15 protein-coding genes and 2 tRNA genes are annotated in these 15954 nt (G+C 65.0%); 6 read left to right on the top strand and 11 right to left on the bottom strand.

Annotated features, from left to right (window positions below; all coding sequences use genetic code 11):
- Positions 1 to 148 precede the first annotated feature (148 nt).
- The 6 genes from pcnB to HOP53_RS19675 all read left to right on the top strand — a co-directional run bounded on the left by pcnB (position 149) and on the right by HOP53_RS19675 (position 5572).
- On the top strand, positions 149 to 1549 hold the full coding sequence (gene pcnB, locus HOP53_RS19700) for a polynucleotide adenylyltransferase PcnB (RefSeq protein WP_234271563.1): 1401 nt from the start codon (positions 149 to 151) through the stop codon (positions 1547 to 1549).
- Positions 1546 to 2040 carry a 2-amino-4-hydroxy-6-hydroxymethyldihydropteridine diphosphokinase gene (folK, locus tag HOP53_RS19695; protein WP_234271562.1) on the top strand — a complete coding sequence of 165 codons (495 nt, stop codon included), beginning with the start codon at positions 1546 to 1548 and terminating at the stop codon, positions 2038 to 2040. The genes pcnB and folK overlap by 4 nt, the downstream gene beginning before the upstream one ends.
- A 120-nt stretch (positions 2041 to 2160) precedes the next feature.
- Positions 2161 to 2952: a 3-methyl-2-oxobutanoate hydroxymethyltransferase gene (gene panB / locus HOP53_RS19690; RefSeq protein WP_234271561.1), complete on the top strand. Its 792-nt coding sequence runs from the start codon at positions 2161 to 2163 to the stop codon at positions 2950 to 2952.
- Positions 2953 to 3010: 58 nt separating this feature from the next.
- Entirely contained in the window at positions 3011 to 3859 is an 849-nt protein-coding gene (gene panC, locus HOP53_RS19685) for a pantoate--beta-alanine ligase (protein ID WP_234271560.1), read from the top strand.
- Between the two features lie 36 nt (positions 3860 to 3895).
- Positions 3896 to 4276 (top strand): aspartate 1-decarboxylase, encoded by a 381-nt coding sequence (panD, locus tag HOP53_RS19680; protein WP_234271559.1) that lies wholly within the window; start codon positions 3896 to 3898, stop codon positions 4274 to 4276.
- Between the two features lie 120 nt (positions 4277 to 4396).
- Positions 4397 to 5572 (top strand): acetyl-CoA C-acetyltransferase, encoded by a 1176-nt coding sequence (locus tag HOP53_RS19675; RefSeq protein WP_234271594.1) that lies wholly within the window; start codon positions 4397 to 4399, stop codon positions 5570 to 5572.
- Positions 5573 to 5650: 78 nt separating this feature from the next.
- On the opposite strand, the gene pnp is transcribed toward HOP53_RS19675, so the two are convergent.
- The 11 genes from pnp to tpiA form a co-directional block, all read right to left on the bottom strand.
- Complete coding sequence (pnp, locus tag HOP53_RS19670; protein ID WP_234271558.1) at positions 5651 to 7783, bottom strand: polyribonucleotide nucleotidyltransferase; 2133 nt, start codon at positions 7781 to 7783, stop codon at positions 5651 to 5653.
- A 169-nt stretch (positions 7784 to 7952) separates the two neighbouring features.
- Entirely contained in the window at positions 7953 to 8222 is a 270-nt protein-coding gene (gene rpsO / locus HOP53_RS19665) for a 30S ribosomal protein S15 (protein WP_010625696.1), read from the bottom strand.
- A gap of 103 nt (positions 8223 to 8325) precedes the next feature.
- Complete coding sequence (gene truB, locus HOP53_RS19660) at positions 8326 to 9240, bottom strand: tRNA pseudouridine(55) synthase TruB (RefSeq protein WP_234271557.1); 915 nt, start codon at positions 9238 to 9240, stop codon at positions 8326 to 8328.
- Positions 9240 to 9656, bottom strand: coding sequence for a 30S ribosome-binding factor RbfA (gene rbfA / locus HOP53_RS19655; protein ID WP_234271556.1), 417 nt, complete (start codon positions 9654 to 9656; stop codon positions 9240 to 9242). The genes truB and rbfA overlap by 1 nt, the downstream gene beginning before the upstream one ends.
- 18 nt (positions 9657 to 9674) lie before the next feature.
- Positions 9675 to 12212, bottom strand: a complete 2538-nt coding sequence (gene infB, locus HOP53_RS19650) for a translation initiation factor IF-2 (RefSeq protein WP_234271555.1) — start codon at positions 12210 to 12212, stop codon at positions 9675 to 9677.
- 27 nt (positions 12213 to 12239) lie between these two features.
- Positions 12240 to 13733 (bottom strand): transcription termination factor NusA, encoded by a 1494-nt coding sequence (gene nusA, locus HOP53_RS19645; RefSeq protein ID WP_234271554.1) that lies wholly within the window; start codon positions 13731 to 13733, stop codon positions 12240 to 12242.
- A gap of 52 nt (positions 13734 to 13785) precedes the next feature.
- The gene (rimP, locus tag HOP53_RS19640) at positions 13786 to 14247 is read right to left on the bottom strand and encodes a ribosome maturation factor RimP (protein ID WP_234271553.1); all 462 of its coding nucleotides are present in this window, start codon (positions 14245 to 14247) and stop codon (positions 13786 to 13788) included.
- Between the two features lie 214 nt (positions 14248 to 14461).
- Positions 14462 to 14538 (bottom strand) — tRNA-Met (locus HOP53_RS19635).
- Between the two features lie 137 nt (positions 14539 to 14675).
- A tRNA-Leu gene (locus tag HOP53_RS19630) sits at positions 14676 to 14762 on the bottom strand.
- Positions 14763 to 14786: 24 nt separating this feature from the next.
- On the bottom strand, positions 14787 to 15146 hold the full coding sequence (gene secG, locus HOP53_RS19625) for a preprotein translocase subunit SecG (RefSeq protein ID WP_234271552.1): 360 nt from the start codon (positions 15144 to 15146) through the stop codon (positions 14787 to 14789).
- 4 nt (positions 15147 to 15150) lie between these two features.
- Positions 15151 to 15900: a triose-phosphate isomerase gene (gene tpiA, locus HOP53_RS19620; protein ID WP_234271551.1), complete on the bottom strand. Its 750-nt coding sequence runs from the start codon at positions 15898 to 15900 to the stop codon at positions 15151 to 15153.
- Positions 15901 to 15954: the final 54 nt, after the last annotated feature.

The following is a 15954-nucleotide window of genomic DNA, read 5'->3' as shown; positions in this document are numbered from 1 at the left end:
CCTTTGCTTGTGAGAGGAGGCCCGCGGGCCTCCTCTTTTGCTTGCTTCCGCTGCGATAAGTTCACATGGAATCCGCACGCCGCTTTGCAAGGTGTCGGCGGTCCGCTACACTCTAGTACTTTCGCACACCGCGAGTCGATATCGCCGCATGTTCAAAGGATTTACCCGCTTTCTGCAGAGCCCTGGCGCGCATTTCAGGACACTTTTCGGCCCCCAGGATGCCTCAGGGGGGCACGCAGGCCCTCGAATCATCCCCCGTGATCAGCACCCCGTGTCGCGTCAGCACTTCAGCGAGCCGGCGCTCAAGGTGCTCTATCGCCTGCACAATGCCGGGTTCGAAGCCTATCTGGTTGGCGGCTGCATTCGCGATTCGCTGCTGGGCAAGATGCCCAAGGACTTCGATGTCGCCACCGATGCGACCCCCGAACAGGTACGCGAGCTGTTCCGCAACTCGCGCATCATCGGCCGCCGCTTTCGCATCGTGCACGTGCGCTTCGGCCGCGAGGTGATCGAGGTCACCACCTTCCGCGGCACCCACAACGACGACCATGACGATCACGTGGCCCAGCAGTCGGAACACGGCCTGCTGCTGCGCGACAACGTTTGGGGCAGCATTCAGGAAGACGCCATTCGCCGCGACTTCACCGTCAATGCCCTCTATTACAGCATCGCCGACTTCTCGATTCATGACTTTGCCGACGGCATGCGTGACATCGAGTCACGCACCCTGCGACTGATCGGCGATCCGGCCGTGCGCTACCGCGAGGACCCGGTACGCATGCTGCGCGCGGTTCGCTTCGCCGCCAAGCTGGACTTCCAGATTGCCGCCGATTCGGAAGCGCCGATCGAGAAGCTGGCACCGCTGCTGCTGCAGATTCCGCCGGCACGACTGTTCGATGAGGTACTCAAGCTGTTCATGGCCGGCCATGGCGTGGCGACCTTCCGCCTGCTGCGCCATTATGGCCTGTTCGCCATGCTCTTCCCAGAGACCGACGAGGCGATGGTGGAGCAGCCCTGGGCCGAGCCGCTCATCGAGCACGCCCTGGCCAGCACTGACAAGCGCATCCACGAGGAGCGCCCGGTCACGCCGGCGTTTCTCTTCGCCGCCCTGCTGTGGGGGCCCGTGCAGCGCCGCCAGGCCGCACTACAAGCCGACGGCATGCCTCCCGTTCCGGCGCTGCAGCTGGCCTCGCAGCAGGTCCTGTCGCGCCAGCTGCAGCACATCTCCATTCCCAAGCGCTTCAGCATGCCGATGCGCGACATCTGGGACCTGCAGCAGCGCCTGCCTCAGCGGCGCGGCAAGCGCGCCCTGCAGACCCGCGAGCATCCGCGCTTCCGTGCCGCCTACGACTTCCTGCTGCTGCGTGAAGCCGCCGGCGAGATCGAGGCGGGACTGGGCGAATGGTGGACCGCTTACCAGGAAGGCGACGAGCACGAGCAGCGGCGTCTGCTCGACAAGGCCGGTGCCGATGCCGGACCCGGCGGTAGCGACTCGCGCCGTCGGCGCCCGCGCAAACGGCGTCGGCGCAGCTCCTCCGGCCCCTCATGACGCCTCTCGTCGACGTCTATGTCGGGCTGGGCAGCAATCTCGAAGACCCCATCGCCCAGGTGCGCCTGGCGCTCGAAGCGCTCGGCACACTGCCGCTGACCGAGCGTGTCGACGCCTCGCGGCTGTACGTCAGTCGGCCGCTCGGTCCACAGGACCAGCCCGACTTCATCAATGCCGTCGCCCACCTGCGTACCCGTCTGTCCCCTCTCGCCCTGCTCGACCAGCTGCAGGCCCTGGAACAGCGCCATGGCCGGGTGCGCCGGCGTCACTGGGGACCCCGCACGCTCGACCTCGACCTGCTACTGTACGGTGACGAGCAATTGGAATTGCCGCGCCTGCGGGTACCGCACCCCGAGATGACCGTGCGCTGCTTCGTCCTGCTGCCGCTCGCCGAGCTTGCGCCATCATTGCAGCTGCCGGATGGCCGCCCTGTGGCGACTCTGGCCAGCGCTCTTGCGACGAGCGATGAGATTGAAGTGTTACCTGAGTAGCGCTGAGTGAGCGGCCAAGTGTTACCAGTCGACACGACTGCCTTATTCTGGTAACAATCATGCGCAGCATTGGTGCAGGCGGCTCCAGACCGCTCGCCCGAGACACAACGAGAGCACGCCATGAAAACCGTCACGCTAAGCACACTGCAGGCCTGCAAGCGCGCTGGAGAAACCTTCAGCTGCCTGACCGCCTACGATGCCACCTTCGCCCGCACCGCAGCCGAGTCGGGTATCGAGGTCCTGCTGGTCGGCGACTCCCTGGGCATGGTGCTGCAGGGGCATGACAGCACGCTGCCGGTGACCCTCGACGACATCTGCTACCACACCCGCTGCGTGGCGCGCGCCAAGGGCGCCAGCCTGCTGATGGTCGATCTGCCCTTCATGAGCAACGCCACTACCGAACGCATGCTCAACGACGCCGGCGAACTGATGCGTGCCGGTGCCGAGCTGGTCAAGGTAGAGGGCGAAGCCTGGATGGCCGAAGGCATCCGTGAGCTGACGCGCCGCGGCGTTCCCGTTTGTGCCCATCTGGGCCTGACGCCGCAGACCGTGCATCAGTTGGGCGGCTACAAGGTGCAGGGGCGCGATGCCGAACGGGCGGCGCAGATCCTCGAGGATGCCCGCACCCTGGCCGAGGCCGGCGCCTCGGTGATTCTGCTGGAGTGCGTACCGGCCAGCCTCGGCCGCGCCGTCACCGAGGCCCTCGACGTACCGGTGATCGGTATCGGCGCCGGCCCCGACACCGATGGTCAGATCCTGGTCATGCATGACGTGCTGGGCGTCACTCATGGGCGCACGCCGCGCTTCGTCAAGAACTTCATGGCCGAGGCCGACGACATCCCCGATGCGTTCCGGCGCTACCACGAAGCGGTCAAGGCACGCCGCTTTCCGGCCAAGGAGCATAGCTTCTGAAACTGAGCTTCTGAAACACAGCTTCTGATACTGCGCTTTCCTTCCAGGAGTCATGCCGATGCGTACTCTGCGAGACATTCCGGCGCTGCGTGAGGCACTCGGTGAGTATCGCCGACGCGGGCAGCGCATCGGACTGGTGCCAACCATGGGCAACCTTCACGCCGGCCACCTGTCCTTGGTGGAGAGCGCCAGGCGTCATGCCGACGTAGTGGTTGCCACCATCTTCGTCAATCCGTTGCAGTTCGGCGCCGGCGAGGATCTGGATGCCTATCCCCGCACCCTCGCCGACGACCAGGCCAAGCTCGAGGCCGCCGGGTGCGACCTGCTGTTCGCGCCCAGCGATGCCACCCTCTATCCTCACGGCCTGCAGGGCCTCGCCCAGGTGAGTGTGCCGGTGGTCAGCGAAGGGCTTTGCGGCGGCTCGCGCCCCGGCCACTTCGACGGCGTCGCCACCGTGGTTGCCATACTCTTCAACCTCGTGCAGCCCGATGTGGCCTGCTTCGGCGAGAAGGACTACCAGCAGTTGGCGGTGATCCGCAAACTGGTTACGGATCTGCACTTCCCCATCGAGATCGTTGGCGTACCCATCGTGCGCGCCGAGGACGGGCTGGCGCTCTCCTCACGCAACGGCTATCTCGATGCCCGCGAGCGCGCCACGGCAGCGGAGCTGCAGCGCACCCTCATCGCCCTGCGCGAAGCCCTGGAAGCCGGCGCGCCGATCGAGGCGACCCTCGAGACGGGGCTGGCCCGGCTGCGGGTGGCCGGCTTCGAGCCCGACTATTTGGAGCTTCGCAGCAACGACTTGGCGGCGGTGAATGCCACCACCCGCGAGGCCGTGCTGCTCGTCGCCGCACGCCTGGGCAAGACCCGCCTGATCGACAATCTGACCCTGACCCTGCCGCACTGAGGCGGTTCCCAGCGCTATCCGGAGGTAATACCCCGCATGTTCACCATCATGCTCAAGGCCAAGCTGCACATGGCCCGCGTCACTCATGCCGTGCTCAACTATGAAGGCTCCTGTGCCATCGACGGTGAGCTGCTGGACATGTCCGGCATTCGCGAGAATGAGCAGATCCAGATCTACAACGTCGAAAACGGCCAGCGCTTCACCACCTACGCCATTCGTGCCGAAGAGGGCTCCAGGGTCATCTCCATCAACGGTGCCGCCGCGCATCTCGCCGGCCCCGGCGACCGCGTGATCATTTGCAGCTATGCTCATTACAGCGAGGCCGAACTGGAGCACCACCAGCCACGCCTCGTCTACCTGCAGGAAGGTAACACCGTCAGCCACACCAGCAACGCCATTCCCGTCCAGTTCGCCTGATCGGGTGGGTGACTCGCGGCAGTATCGTGAACCGTCACGTCAGCGGGGGGATTGCCGCGCTGCACAATAGTCGCCTATGCTGGTCGGGCTGACGCCAGTGAACGACTCGGGAGAATGACAATGCAAGACGTGGTGATCGTTGCCGCCCGCCGTACCGCCATCGGCGCATTCGGGGGCTCACTTTCCGGTATCGCCGCCAGCGACCTCGGTGCGCTGGTAATCAAGGACATACTGGCCACCACCGGTGTGGCCCCGGAGCAGGTAGACGAGGTATTGCTCGGTCAGGTACTGACCGCCGGCGTGGGCCAGAACCCGGCCCGTCAAGCTGCCATCAAGGCCGGCCTGCCCGCCGCCGTGCCCGCCATGACAATCAACAAGGTGTGTGGCTCGGGCCTCAAGGCTCTGCACCTGGCGACGCAGGCGATTCGCTGCGGCGACGCCGAGCTGATCATTGCCGGCGGCCAGGAGAACATGTCGGCCTCGCCCCACGTGCTGCCCAACTCGCGCAACGGCCAGCGCATGGGTGACTGGAAGGCCATCGACACCATGGTGCACGACGGCCTGTGGGACGCCTTCAACGACTACCACATGGGCATCACCGCCGAGAACCTGGCCGAGAAATACGGCATCACCCGTGAGGAGATGGACGAGTTCGCCGCCGCCTCGCAGCAGAAGGCCGCCGCCGCCATCAGGGAAGGCCGCTTCAAGGGCCAGATCGTGCCGGTGGAGATCCCCCAGCGCAAGGGTGATCCGGTGGTGTTCGACACCGACGAGAACCCGCGCGAAGTGAGCGCCGACAAGCTCGCCGGCATGCGCCCCGCGTTCAAGAAGGACGGTACCATCACCGCCGGCAACGCCTCCTCGATCAACGACGGCGCCGCTGCGGTGATGCTGTGTTCCGCTGACAAGGCCCGCGAGCTCGGCCTCGAGCCGCTTGCCCGCATCGTGGCCTACTCCAACGCCGGCGTCGACCCGGCGATCATGGGCATCGGCCCGGCACCGGCTACCCGCCGCTGTCTGGAGAAGGCCGGCTGGAGCCTGGACGACCTCGACCTGGTCGAGGCCAACGAGGCCTTCGCCGCCCAGGCGCTGTCGGTCAACAAGGAGCTCGGCTGGGACACCTCCAAGGTCAACGTCAACGGCGGCGCCATCGCCCTGGGGCACCCCATCGGCGCCTCCGGCTGCCGCGTGCTGGTGTCACTGCTGCACGAGATGATCGCCCGTGACGCCAAGAAGGGTCTGGCCACGCTGTGTATTGGCGGTGGCCAAGGCGTTGCCCTGGCAATCGAGAGATAATAAAGCCGCGGCGTCAAAAAAAAACCGCCCCCATGGCCAGGCCATGGGGGCGGTTCGCGTTTCGGCGTCGAGTAGTGCTTACACCGCGACCTCTGCCTCGGCGGCTTCGAAGGCAGCCTTCTCTTCCGCGCTGATCTCCTTGATGGTGAGCTTCACACGGTTGCGGTTGTCGATGTCGAGCACCTTGACCACCACTTCGTCACCCTCGTTGAGGAAGTCACGCACGTCGTTGACCCGCTCGGGCACGATCTGCGAGATGTGCACCAGGCCGTCGGTACCCGGCATGATGTTGACGAAGGCGCCGAAGTCGGCGATGCGCACCACCTTGCCGCGGTAGAGCTTGCCGATCTCGGCTTCGGCGGTGATCGACAGCACGATGTCGATGGCCTTCTTGGCCGCCGCCTTGTCCTCGGCGTAGATGCGCACGGTGCCGTCGTCGTCCAGGTCGATGGACGCGCCGGTATCCTCGCAGATCTTGCGGATGGTGGCACCGCCCTTGCCGATGACGTCGCGGATCTTCTCCGGGTCGATCTTGATGGTGGCCATGGAAGGCGCGTTCTCGGAGACTTCGGAACGGCTCTGGGCGATCACCGTGTTCATCTGCTCGAGGATGTGCAGACGGGCCTCGTTGGCCTGCTGCAGGGCGATCTCCATGATCTCCTCGTTGATGCCCTCGATCTTGATGTCCATCTGCAGCGCGGTGACACCGGCGGCGCTGCCGGCCACCTTGAAGTCCATGTCGCCAAGGTGGTCTTCGTCGCCGAGGATGTCGGTAAGCACGGCAAAGCCGTTCTCATCCTTCACCAGACCCATGGCAATACCCGCCACCGGCGCCTTCATCGGCACACCGGCATCCATCAGGGCCAGCGACGAACCGCACACCGATGCCATCGAGCTGGAGCCGTTGGACTCGGTGATCTCGGAGACCACGCGAATGGTGTAGGGGAAATCCGCCTCGTCGGGCAGCATGGCCTGGACGCCGCGACGCGCCAGACGGCCATGACCGATCTCGCGACGCTTGGGTCCGCCCATGAAGCCGGCCTCGCCCACGCTGTAGGGGGGGAAGTTGTAGTGCAGCAGGAAGCGATCCTTGCGTTCGCCTTCCAGCGATTCGATCAGCTGGGCGTCGCGCAGAGTGCCCAAGGTGGCAATGACGATAGCCTGAGTCTCGCCGCGGGTGAAGATCGCCGAACCATGAGTCTTGGGCAGGCTGCCCACCTCGATGGCCAGCGGCCGCACGGTCTTGTGGTCGCGACCGTCGATGCGCGGCTCGCCCTTGACCACTCGGCTACGCACCACGCGCTTCTCGAGACCGGCGAAGGCACCCTTCACCTCGTCGGCGTCGAACTTGCCCTCTTCCTCACCGGCCAGCTGCTCGAGCGCCTGCTCCTTGAGCGCGGCCAGCGCATCCTGACGCGCCATCTTGTCGGTGATGCGATAGGCTTCGCCGACCTTGACTTCGAAGGCCGTCGCCAGCGCCTGCTTGAGCGCGGTGTTCTCGGGCGCGGGCTGCCAGTCCCACTTGGGCTTGCCGGCCTCGGCGACCAGCTCGTTGATGGCGCGGATGGCGACCTGCATCTCCTGGTGGCCGTAGAGCACGGCGCCCAGCATCTCGTCCTCGAGCAGCTCGTCGGCCTCGGACTCGACCATCAGCACGGCCTTCTCGGTGCCGGCCACCACCATGTCCAGCTCGGAGCTGGCCAGCTCTTCCACGGTGGGGTTGAGGAAGTAGCCCTTCTCCTCGTCGAAGCCCACGCGGGCGGCGCCGATGGGGCCGTTGAACGGTACGCCGGAAATCGCCAGCGCCGCCGATGTGCCGAGCATGGCGGCGATGTCCGGGTCATGGTTGCGGTCGGTGGAGAGCACCGTACAGATGACCTGCACCTCGTTCATGAACCCCTTGGGGAACAGCGGACGGATGGGGCGGTCGATCAGTCGCGAGGTGAGGGTTTCCTTCTCGGTGGGACGCCCTTCACGCTTGAAGAAGCCGCCGGGGATCTTGCCCACCGCGTAGGTCTTCTCCTGATAGTGCACGGAGAGCGGGAAGAAATCCTGCCCGGGCTTGGTGTCCTTGCGGGCCACCACGGTGCACAGCACCACGGTGTCGTCCATGGTGACCATGACGGCACCGGTGGCTTGGCGGGCGATGCGCCCGGTTTCCAGGGTGACGGTGCTGCGACCGTACTGAAACGTTTTCTTGACCGGATTCACGGCGACTTCCTTCAACTTGTCTCTACTTCATGTATGGGTCGTTTTTGACTCGGCGACCATTTTAGGGGTTGACGCGCGCGAGAGCCACCTATACCACCGATTTCACCCCTGGAAACGCAAAACGGGCAGCCCCATGGGGCTGCCCGTTTCGTTTCCAGCTTCGCGTCGTTTAACGACGCAGGCCGAGGCGCTGGATCAATGCCTGATAGCGCGCCAGGTCCTTGCGCTTCAGGTAGTCCAGCAGCTTGCGGCGCTGGTTGACCATGCGGATCAGGCCACGACGGGAGTGGTGATCCTGCTTGTTGGTCTTGAAGTGATCCTGCAGGCCGTCGATGTTGGCGCTCAGCAGGGCCACCTGAACCTCGGGGGAACCGGTATCGTTGTCGCCACGGGCGAATTCCTTGACGATCTCGGCCTTCTGTTCAGCGGTAAGTGCCATCTGTTTCTCCAGTAAGCAATATGCCTGAAACGTGAATGTGTGAGACCACGCATATTTGCAGTCTCGGGCGTCTCTCCTTGCGGGACGGCGCTCGCGCCATCCCTCAATCGGCTGCCGTGAGCAGCCGCTTCGGCGCCACCTCCTGTGGCCCCGTCACCACGCCGAGCCCGATGAAGGTCTCGCCGCAGTAGAGTCTCGTCAGCTTGCCGGCCGGCTCGCCGCCGGCATCGACGCTTGCCGCCTGGCCGTGCACGAGCCGCTGCCTGGCACTTTCGTCGACGATGAGCTTGGGCAGATGCGCCACCAGCACGTCGACCGGCAGCAGCACAGCTTCTCGCTCATCCTGATCCGACAGCGCCTCCAGCGCCTCGATGGGCAGCATGCCCTCCGTGCCGAAAGGGCCGGTGGCCAGCCGCCGCAGGGCAGTGATGTGCGCCCCACTGCCGAGCGCCCGACCGATGTCCTCGGCCAGGGTACGCACGTAGGTGCCCTTGCTGACCCGGACTTCCAGCTCGAAGGCATCGCCCTCGAAGGCAAGCAGCCGGGCATCATACACCGTCACGCGACGCACTGCACGCTCGACGCTCTTGCCCTCGCGGGCCAGTTCGTAGAGCTTGCGCCCCTGATGCTTGAGCGCCGAGTACATCGGTGGCGTCTGCTCGATCTCGCCGCGAAAGCGCTCGAGCACACGCTCGACGTCCGCCGCCGTCAGCGATGGCACCGCGCAGCGCTCGATCACCTCGCCTTCGGCGTCGCCGGTGTCGGTCACCGCACCCAGTTGAACCCGGGTGCGATAGACCTTGTCGGCCTCGAGCAGGTGTGCCGAGAACTTGGTCGCCTCGCCGAGGCACACCGGCAGCAGCCCGGTGGCCATCGGATCCAGCGTGCCGGTATGGCCCGCCTTCTGCGCCTGCAGCAGGCGTCGTACCCGCTGCAGGGCATGATTGCTCGACGCGCCCTTGGGCTTGTCGAGCAGCAGCACGCCGTTGACCGGCAGGCCGCGACGGCGCCTCGCCATCAGCCGCGCTCTCCTTCGTCGCTGCCGTCCGGGCCGTGCTCGTCATCGTCGTGACGCGCACGATCGCTGGAGACGGCCTCGTCGATCAGCGAGGAGAGCCGCTGGCCACGCACCACGCTCTCGTCGTAGTGAAAGCGCAGCTCCGGCACGTGACGCAGCTTGATGCGCCGGGCGATCTGACTGCGCAGGAAGCCCGCCGCCTGCTTGAGGACCTTGAGGTTCTCCTTGATGCGCTCGGGACTGTCCTCGCCCAGCAGGGTCACGTAGACATCGGCGTAGCCCAGGTCACGGCTGACCGTGACCCCGCTGACGGTGACCATGCCCAGGCGCGGGTCCTTGACCTCACGCTGGATCAGTACGGCCAGCTCCTTCTGCATCTGATCGCCGACCCGGTCGGTACGCTTGAACTCGCGCATGCTCAACTCCCGCTGCGATTACAGCGTCCGCTCGACCTTGACCTGGTCGAAGACCTCGATCTTGTCGCCGACCTGGACGTCGTTGTAGTTCTTGACGCCGATACCGCACTCCATGCCGCTGCGCACTTCCTGCACGTCGTCCTTGAAGCGGCGCAGCGATTCGAGCTCGCCCTCGTAGATGACGACGTTGTCGCGCAGCACGCGGATCTTCTTGTTACGGAAGACGGTACCCTCGACCACCATGCAGCCGGCCACGGCGCCGATCTTGGGCGCGCGGAAGACATCGCGAACCTCGGCCACGCCGACGATCTCTTCCTTCCACTCCGGTGCCAGCATGCCGCTCATGGCCTGCTTGACCTCGTCGATCAGCTGGTAGATGACGCTGTAGTAGCGCAGATCCAGCCCTTCGCGCTCGATGATCTCGCGAGCGGCGGCGTCGGCACGCACGTTGAAGCCGACCACGATGGCCTCGGAGGCCAGCGCCAGGTTGGCGTCGGTGCCGGTGATGCCGCCCACACCGGAGGAGACCACGGAGACCTGCACCTCGTCGGTGGAGAGCTCCTCGAGAGCGCCCTTGATCGCTTCCAGCGAGCCCTGCACGTCGGCCTTGAGCACGATGTTGACCTTGGCCACTTCGTCCTGGCCCATCTGGCTGAACATGTTCTCCAGCTTGGCCTTCTGCTGACGCGCCAGACGCACCTCGCGGTACTTGCCCTGACGGAAGTTGGCGACCTCGCGGGCCTTCTTCTCATCGGCCACGACCATGAAGTCGTCACCGGCATCCGGGGTGCCGTCGAGACCCTGAATCTCCACCGGCATGGCGGGACCCGCCGAGTCGACCTGCTGACCGAGCTCGTTGGTCAGGGCGCGCACGCGGCCGTAGTGCAGGCCGGCCAGCACGATGTCGCCCTTCTTCAGGGTACCGTTCTGGACCAGCACGGTGGCCACCGGGCCGCGACCACGGTCGAGGCGCGACTCGACCACTACGCCCTTGCCGGGCGCTTCCGGCACGGCCTTGAGCTCGAGCACCTCGGAAACCAGCTGGATCGCCTCCAGCAGATCCTCGATGCCTTCGCCGCTCTTGGCCGAGACATGCACGAACTGGGTGTCGCCACCCCACTCCTCGGAGATCACGCCGTGCTGGGACAGCTCGTTCTTGACCCGATCCGGGTCGGCCGCCGGCTTGTCGATCTTGTTGACCGCCACCACCATGGGCACCTCGGCCGCCTTGGAGTGCTCGATCGCCTCGATGGTCTGGGGCATGACGCCGTCGTCAGCCGCCACCACCAGGATGACCACGTCGGTCGCCTTGGCGCCGCGCGCACGCATGGCGGTGAACGCCGCGTGACCCGGGGTATCGAGGAAGGTCACGCCGCCGTGCTCGTCCTCGACGTGGTAGGCGCCGATGTGCTGGGTGATGCCGCCGGCTTCACCGGTGGCCACCTTGGCCTTGCGGATGTAATCGAGCAGCGAGGTCTTGCCGTGGTCGACGTGACCCATCACGGTCACCACCGGCGAACGGGTGATCTCCTCGCCCTCGTAGGAGATGCCTTCGAGCATCTCGGTCTCGAGTGCATCGTCCTTGATCAGCTTGGGCTTATGGCCCATCTCCTCGACCACGATGGCCGCGGTGTCCTGATCGATGGTCTGGTTGATGGTCACCGCCGCACCCATGGTGAACATGGTCTTGATGACCTCGTTCGCCTTGATCGACATCTTGTCTGCCAGCTCGGCAACGCTGATCGACTCGGGGATGGTAACCTCACGCACGATCGGCTGCGTCGGCTTCTGGAAGCCGTGCTTGCCACCGCCGCTCTGGCCGGAACCACGGCGGCCGCCGCGACGCTCGGCGCGCTTGACCTTCTTGCCGCCGCCACGGCGACGCTCTTCGCGATCGCCACGGTCGTCGTCATCGCGGTCGTGACGACCCTTCTTGGCCGAGGCCTTCTTGGGCGGCGCGGTACGACGGTCGGTACGGCCTTCCTTGGGCGGCGCTGGCGGCTCGGGCTGGGCAGCCGGTTCTTCTTCCGGCTCCACCAGTTCGGGCACCGCCATCTTGGGCGCTTCAGCCTTGGCGGCTTGAGCGGCCTCGGCAGCTTCGGCCTTGGCGGCCTCTGCGCTGGCGGCCTGCTCGGCGGCGCGCGCCTTGGCTTGCTCGGCCTGCTCGGCCTCGCGCTTGGCCTGGGAATCGGCCATGTCGCCTACCAGCTGGCGCGGCCCGCTCTCTTCCACCGGCTCCGCCTTGGGCGCCTCTTCCTCTTCCGCACGCTTGACGTAGGTACGCTTCTTGCGCACCTGCACCTCGATGGTCTTGCCACGCTCGCCGGTCTTGATCTTGCTGCGCGTCTTGCGCGTCAGCGTGATGCGATTGCGCGCGCCGGCACCGGCGCCGCCATGGCTCTTGGTCAAGTAGTCGAGCAGCTTGCGCTTGTCCTCCTCGGACACAGCGTCGCCCTCCGACTTGTGCTCGAGCCCGGCTTCTTTCATCTGTTCCAGCAGGCGGGGCACGTCGCGCCCAACCTTCGCTGCAAAATCCTTAACGGTCATTTCCGACATCTCGACCCTCCTCAGCCCGTGACCCGTTTACTGTTCGTTCTCGAACCAGGGCGCACGGGCAGTCATGATCAGTGCTGCAGCGCGCTCCTCGTCCATGCCCTCGATGTCCATCAAGTCGTCGACGGACTGCTCGGCGAGATCCTCCATGGTAACGATGCCCCGGCTGGCCAGGATGAAGGCCAGATGACGCTCCATGCCATCCATCTCCAGCAGGTCGTCGGCCGGCTGTGCACCGTCGAGTTCCTCTTCGGAGGCGATGGCCAACGTCAACAGCTCGTCCTTGGCGCGGGCACGCAGCTCTTCCACCAGTTCTTCGTCGAGCTCCTCGATCTCGAGCATCTCCTCGAGGGGCACGTAGGCGATCTCTTCCAGCGTGGTGAAACCCTCTTCCACCAGCAGCCGGGCGAGGTCGTCCTCGATCTCCAGATGCTGAATGAAGTTCTCGACCAGACTGTCGATTTCCTGCTCGCGCTTGTCTTCCGCCTCGCTCTCGGTCATGACGTTGATCCGCCAGCCGGTGAGCTCGGAAGCCAGACGCACGTTCTGACCACTGCGACCGATGGCCTGGGCTAGGTTGTCCTCGGCCACGGCCACGTCCATGGCATGCGCATCCTCATCGACCAGGATCGAGCCAACATCGGCCGGCGCCATGGCGTTGATCACCAGCTGAGCGGGATTGTCGTCCCACAGGATGATGTCGACCCGCTCGTTCTGCAGCTCACTCGACACCGCCTGAACGCGTGAGCCGCGCATGCCGACGCAGGCACCGACCGGATCGATGCGACGGTCGTTGGTCTTGACCGCGATCTTGGCCCGTGAGCCAGGATCGCGTGCCGCACCCTTGATCTCGATGAGCTGCTCGGCGATCTCCGGCACCTCGATCTTGAACAGCTCGATGATCAGCTCCGGGCAGGTGCGCGACAGGATCAGCTGGGCGCCACGCGCCTCGGCGTCGACCTTGAGCAGCAGCGCGCGAACACGATCGTTCATGCGGTAGCGCTCGCCGGGAATCATCTCGCTGCGCGGCAGGAACGCCTCGGCGTTGTCGCCCAGGTCGATGATCAGGCCGTCGCGAGTGGTCTTCTTGACAATGCCGGCAACCAGCTCGCCTTCGCGCTCGGCGTACTGCCGTACCACCTCGGCACGCTCGGCCTCGCGCACCTTCTGCACGATGACCTGTTTGGCGGTCTGGGCGGCGATGCGACCGAAGGCGGCATTCTCGATCTGCTCCTCGACCACGTCACCCAGCTTGAGCGGCGGCTCGCGACGTGCGGCGAAGGATTCCTTGATCTCGGCGTCGGGGTTCTCGAACTCGTCGTCCTCCACCACTTCCCAGCGGCGGAAGGTTTCGTAGTCGCCCGTTTGACGATCGATGTGCACGCGCACGCTGACCTCGCGATTTTCGAAGCGCTTGCGTGACGCGCTGGCCAGCGCCGCCTCAACCGCCTCGAAGATCACTTGGCGGGGTACGCCCTTCTCGTTTGAGATCGCATCGACGACCATCAGAATTTCTTTACTCATGCCTTTGCCTCGCCAGAAAACCTGTTCTTGTGCACCGAACCTGGCCTGCGCCTCAGTCCTCGAATCGCGGGACTACCCGTGCCTGATCGATGCTTTCGATGGGAAAGCAGTATTCCTCGCCGTCGAGCTGCAGCAAGACCTCGTCTTCCTCGATACCGGTCAGCAACCCCTGGAACTTGCGCCGTCCGTCGAAGGCCACGCGCAGCTTCAGTGCCACCTCGTGCCCAGCGTAGCGAGCGAACTGATCAAGGGTATACAGCGGACGATCCATCCCCGGTGACGACACCTCCAGGCGATACTCGCCCGGAATGGGATCCTCCACGTCGAGCACGGCACTGACCTGACGACTCACGTCGGCGCAGTGGTCCACGCTCACACCGTCGGCATGATCAATGTAGATCACCAACTGGGAGTGCTTGCCCTGAGGGCGATACTCGATGCCCCAGAGCTCGAAACCCATGGCGGTGACCACCGGTTCGATCAGCGCATGCAGCGCAGCGTCCTTGAGTGCCACAGAGAAAGCTCCTACAGCCGTTGCATCAGGCACCTGGCCGGGAGTGAACAGGAAAGCTAGGTGGCTGATTGGCGTTGCCCGGATAAGCACTGCCGACCCATGCCGGCAGTAAGCTGCTAACAAAAAGCCCCTTCGCAGGAAGGGGCCTTTCACAAGAAACCTGTAGTACCACTTTCGCCACTCTGCATCCCTTATAGGAACACTTGGCTGAAAATGGTAGCGGGGACCGGATTTGAACCGATGACCTTCGGGTTATGAGCCCGACGAGCTACCAGACTGCTCCACCCCGCAACATTCCAGGTCGGCGATTGTAGGCGCGAAAAGCGCTTGCGTCAAGGAGACTTGCGCTAGACACGGACCTGCAATCTTCCTGGTGCCAATCCTGCTTCTGACGACTCACGACCCCAATGGGCTCGCAGCGTTTCAGATGGTGCCGAAGGCGGGACTTGAACCCGCACGACCGTAAGGTCACTACCCCCTCAAGATAGCGTGTCTACCAATTCCACCACTTCGGCTTGCTTGACTGCCGGAAGCGCGACTCAGCCGTCGCTTTCCTCCAGCACTGGCGCGGTATTATCCACGTCGCGGGCTTCATCGTCAAGCGTCGGCAAGCCGCGCTGCTGTTCGATGAGGCGCGAATCGGGAATACCCGCTTCCGGCGCCTGCCCGGCCTGGGTAGCGAAGTAGGCCAGGGTCAGCGAAGTGGCAAAGAAGGCCGCGGCCAACACCGCCGTAGTGCGTGACAGAAAACCGCCGGTCCCGCGCGAGCCGAATACGGTCTGCGAGGCGCCGCCACCGAAGGCGGCACCGGCTTCGGCGCCCTTGCCCTGCTGAAGCAGGATGAGAACGACCAGGGCGACGGCAATCGCCACATGGATCATGAGAATGGCAACTTGCATGAGTTCAACCTGCTGACTGACAAATGGCTAGGAAATCGTCGACCTTGAGCGAAGCACCGCCCACCAGGCCGCCGTCGATGTCGGGCTGAGCCAGCAGCTCAGCCGCGTTGTCGGCATTCATGCTGCCGCCGTAGAGCAGACGCAGGCCCGCCGCCAGAGCGCGATCATAGCCGGCCTGATAGTCGCGTATACCGGCCATGACCTCCTGGGCCTGCTCGGGCGTCGCCGTACGCCCGGTACCGATCGCCCAGACCGGCTCGTAGGCGATGACGACACGCTCACGCTGATCGGGCTCCAGCCGGGCCATCACATAGCCCACCTGGCGCAGCACCACTTCCATGGTCTTGCCGGCATCGCGCTCTTCCAGCGTCTCGCCCACGCACAGAATCGGGGTGATCCCCACGTTCAGCGCGGCCAGCAGCCGATCGAGCACGGCCTCGTCGTCCTCACGATAGAGCTGACGACGCTCGGAGTGGCCCGCCAGGGCGAACTCCACGCCGAACTCCTTGAGCATGCGCCCGCTCACCTCGCCGGTGCGTGCACCGGAGTGCAGCGGGTTCAGGGTCTGCGCCCCCAGGCGGATCGGCGTGCCCTCGAAGGCACGTCGCGCCGCGTCCAGATAGGGAAAAGGCGGCAGAATGACCACGTCCAGCGACGCCGGGAGCGACTTTTCGGCGAAACGATGTCCGAACTCCTCGACCAGCGCGGCCGAACCGTTCATCTTCCAGTTCCCGGCAATCAGCGGCGTGCGCATGCTGCGTCCTCTTTCAAAGTGGAGCGAAATGGTATAGGAGGTGCCTAGTCAAGA

The sequence above is a fragment of the Billgrantia ethanolica genome (assembly GCF_021404305.1).
In the GTDB taxonomy this organism is placed as follows: Bacteria; Pseudomonadota; Gammaproteobacteria; order Pseudomonadales; family Halomonadaceae; genus Halomonas; species Halomonas ethanolica.
This window is presented reverse-complemented; position numbering and strand designations above follow the sequence as displayed.

What these genes read in the sequence shown, in the direction of transcription:
- pcnB (WP_234271563.1), top strand. Translation starts at nt 149, where the DNA reads ATGTTCAAAGGATTTACCCGCTTTCTGCAGAGCCCTGGCGCGCATTTC.
- folK (WP_234271562.1), top strand. Translation starts at nt 1,546, where the DNA reads ATGACGCCTCTCGTCGACGTCTATGTCGGGCTGGGCAGCAATCTCGAA.
- panB (WP_234271561.1), top strand. Translation starts at nt 2,161, where the DNA reads ATGAAAACCGTCACGCTAAGCACACTGCAGGCCTGCAAGCGCGCTGGA.
- panC (WP_234271560.1), top strand. Translation starts at nt 3,011, where the DNA reads ATGCGTACTCTGCGAGACATTCCGGCGCTGCGTGAGGCACTCGGTGAG.
- panD (WP_234271559.1), top strand. Translation starts at nt 3,896, where the DNA reads ATGTTCACCATCATGCTCAAGGCCAAGCTGCACATGGCCCGCGTCACT.
- HOP53_RS19675 (WP_234271594.1), top strand. Translation starts at nt 4,397, where the DNA reads ATGCAAGACGTGGTGATCGTTGCCGCCCGCCGTACCGCCATCGGCGCA.
- rpsO (WP_010625696.1), bottom strand. Translation starts at nt 8,222, where the DNA reads ATGGCACTTACCGCTGAACAGAAGGCCGAGATCGTCAAGGAATTCGCC.
- truB (WP_234271557.1), bottom strand. Translation starts at nt 9,240, where the DNA reads ATGGCGAGGCGCCGTCGCGGCCTGCCGGTCAACGGCGTGCTGCTGCTC.
- rbfA (WP_234271556.1), bottom strand. Translation starts at nt 9,656, where the DNA reads ATGCGCGAGTTCAAGCGTACCGACCGGGTCGGCGATCAGATGCAGAAG.
- infB (WP_234271555.1), bottom strand. Translation starts at nt 12,212, where the DNA reads ATGTCGGAAATGACCGTTAAGGATTTTGCAGCGAAGGTTGGGCGCGAC.
- nusA (WP_234271554.1), bottom strand. Translation starts at nt 13,733, where the DNA reads ATGAGTAAAGAAATTCTGATGGTCGTCGATGCGATCTCAAACGAGAAG.
- secG (WP_234271552.1), bottom strand. Translation starts at nt 15,146, where the DNA reads ATGCAAGTTGCCATTCTCATGATCCATGTGGCGATTGCCGTCGCCCTG.
- tpiA (WP_234271551.1), bottom strand. Translation starts at nt 15,900, where the DNA reads ATGCGCACGCCGCTGATTGCCGGGAACTGGAAGATGAACGGTTCGGCC.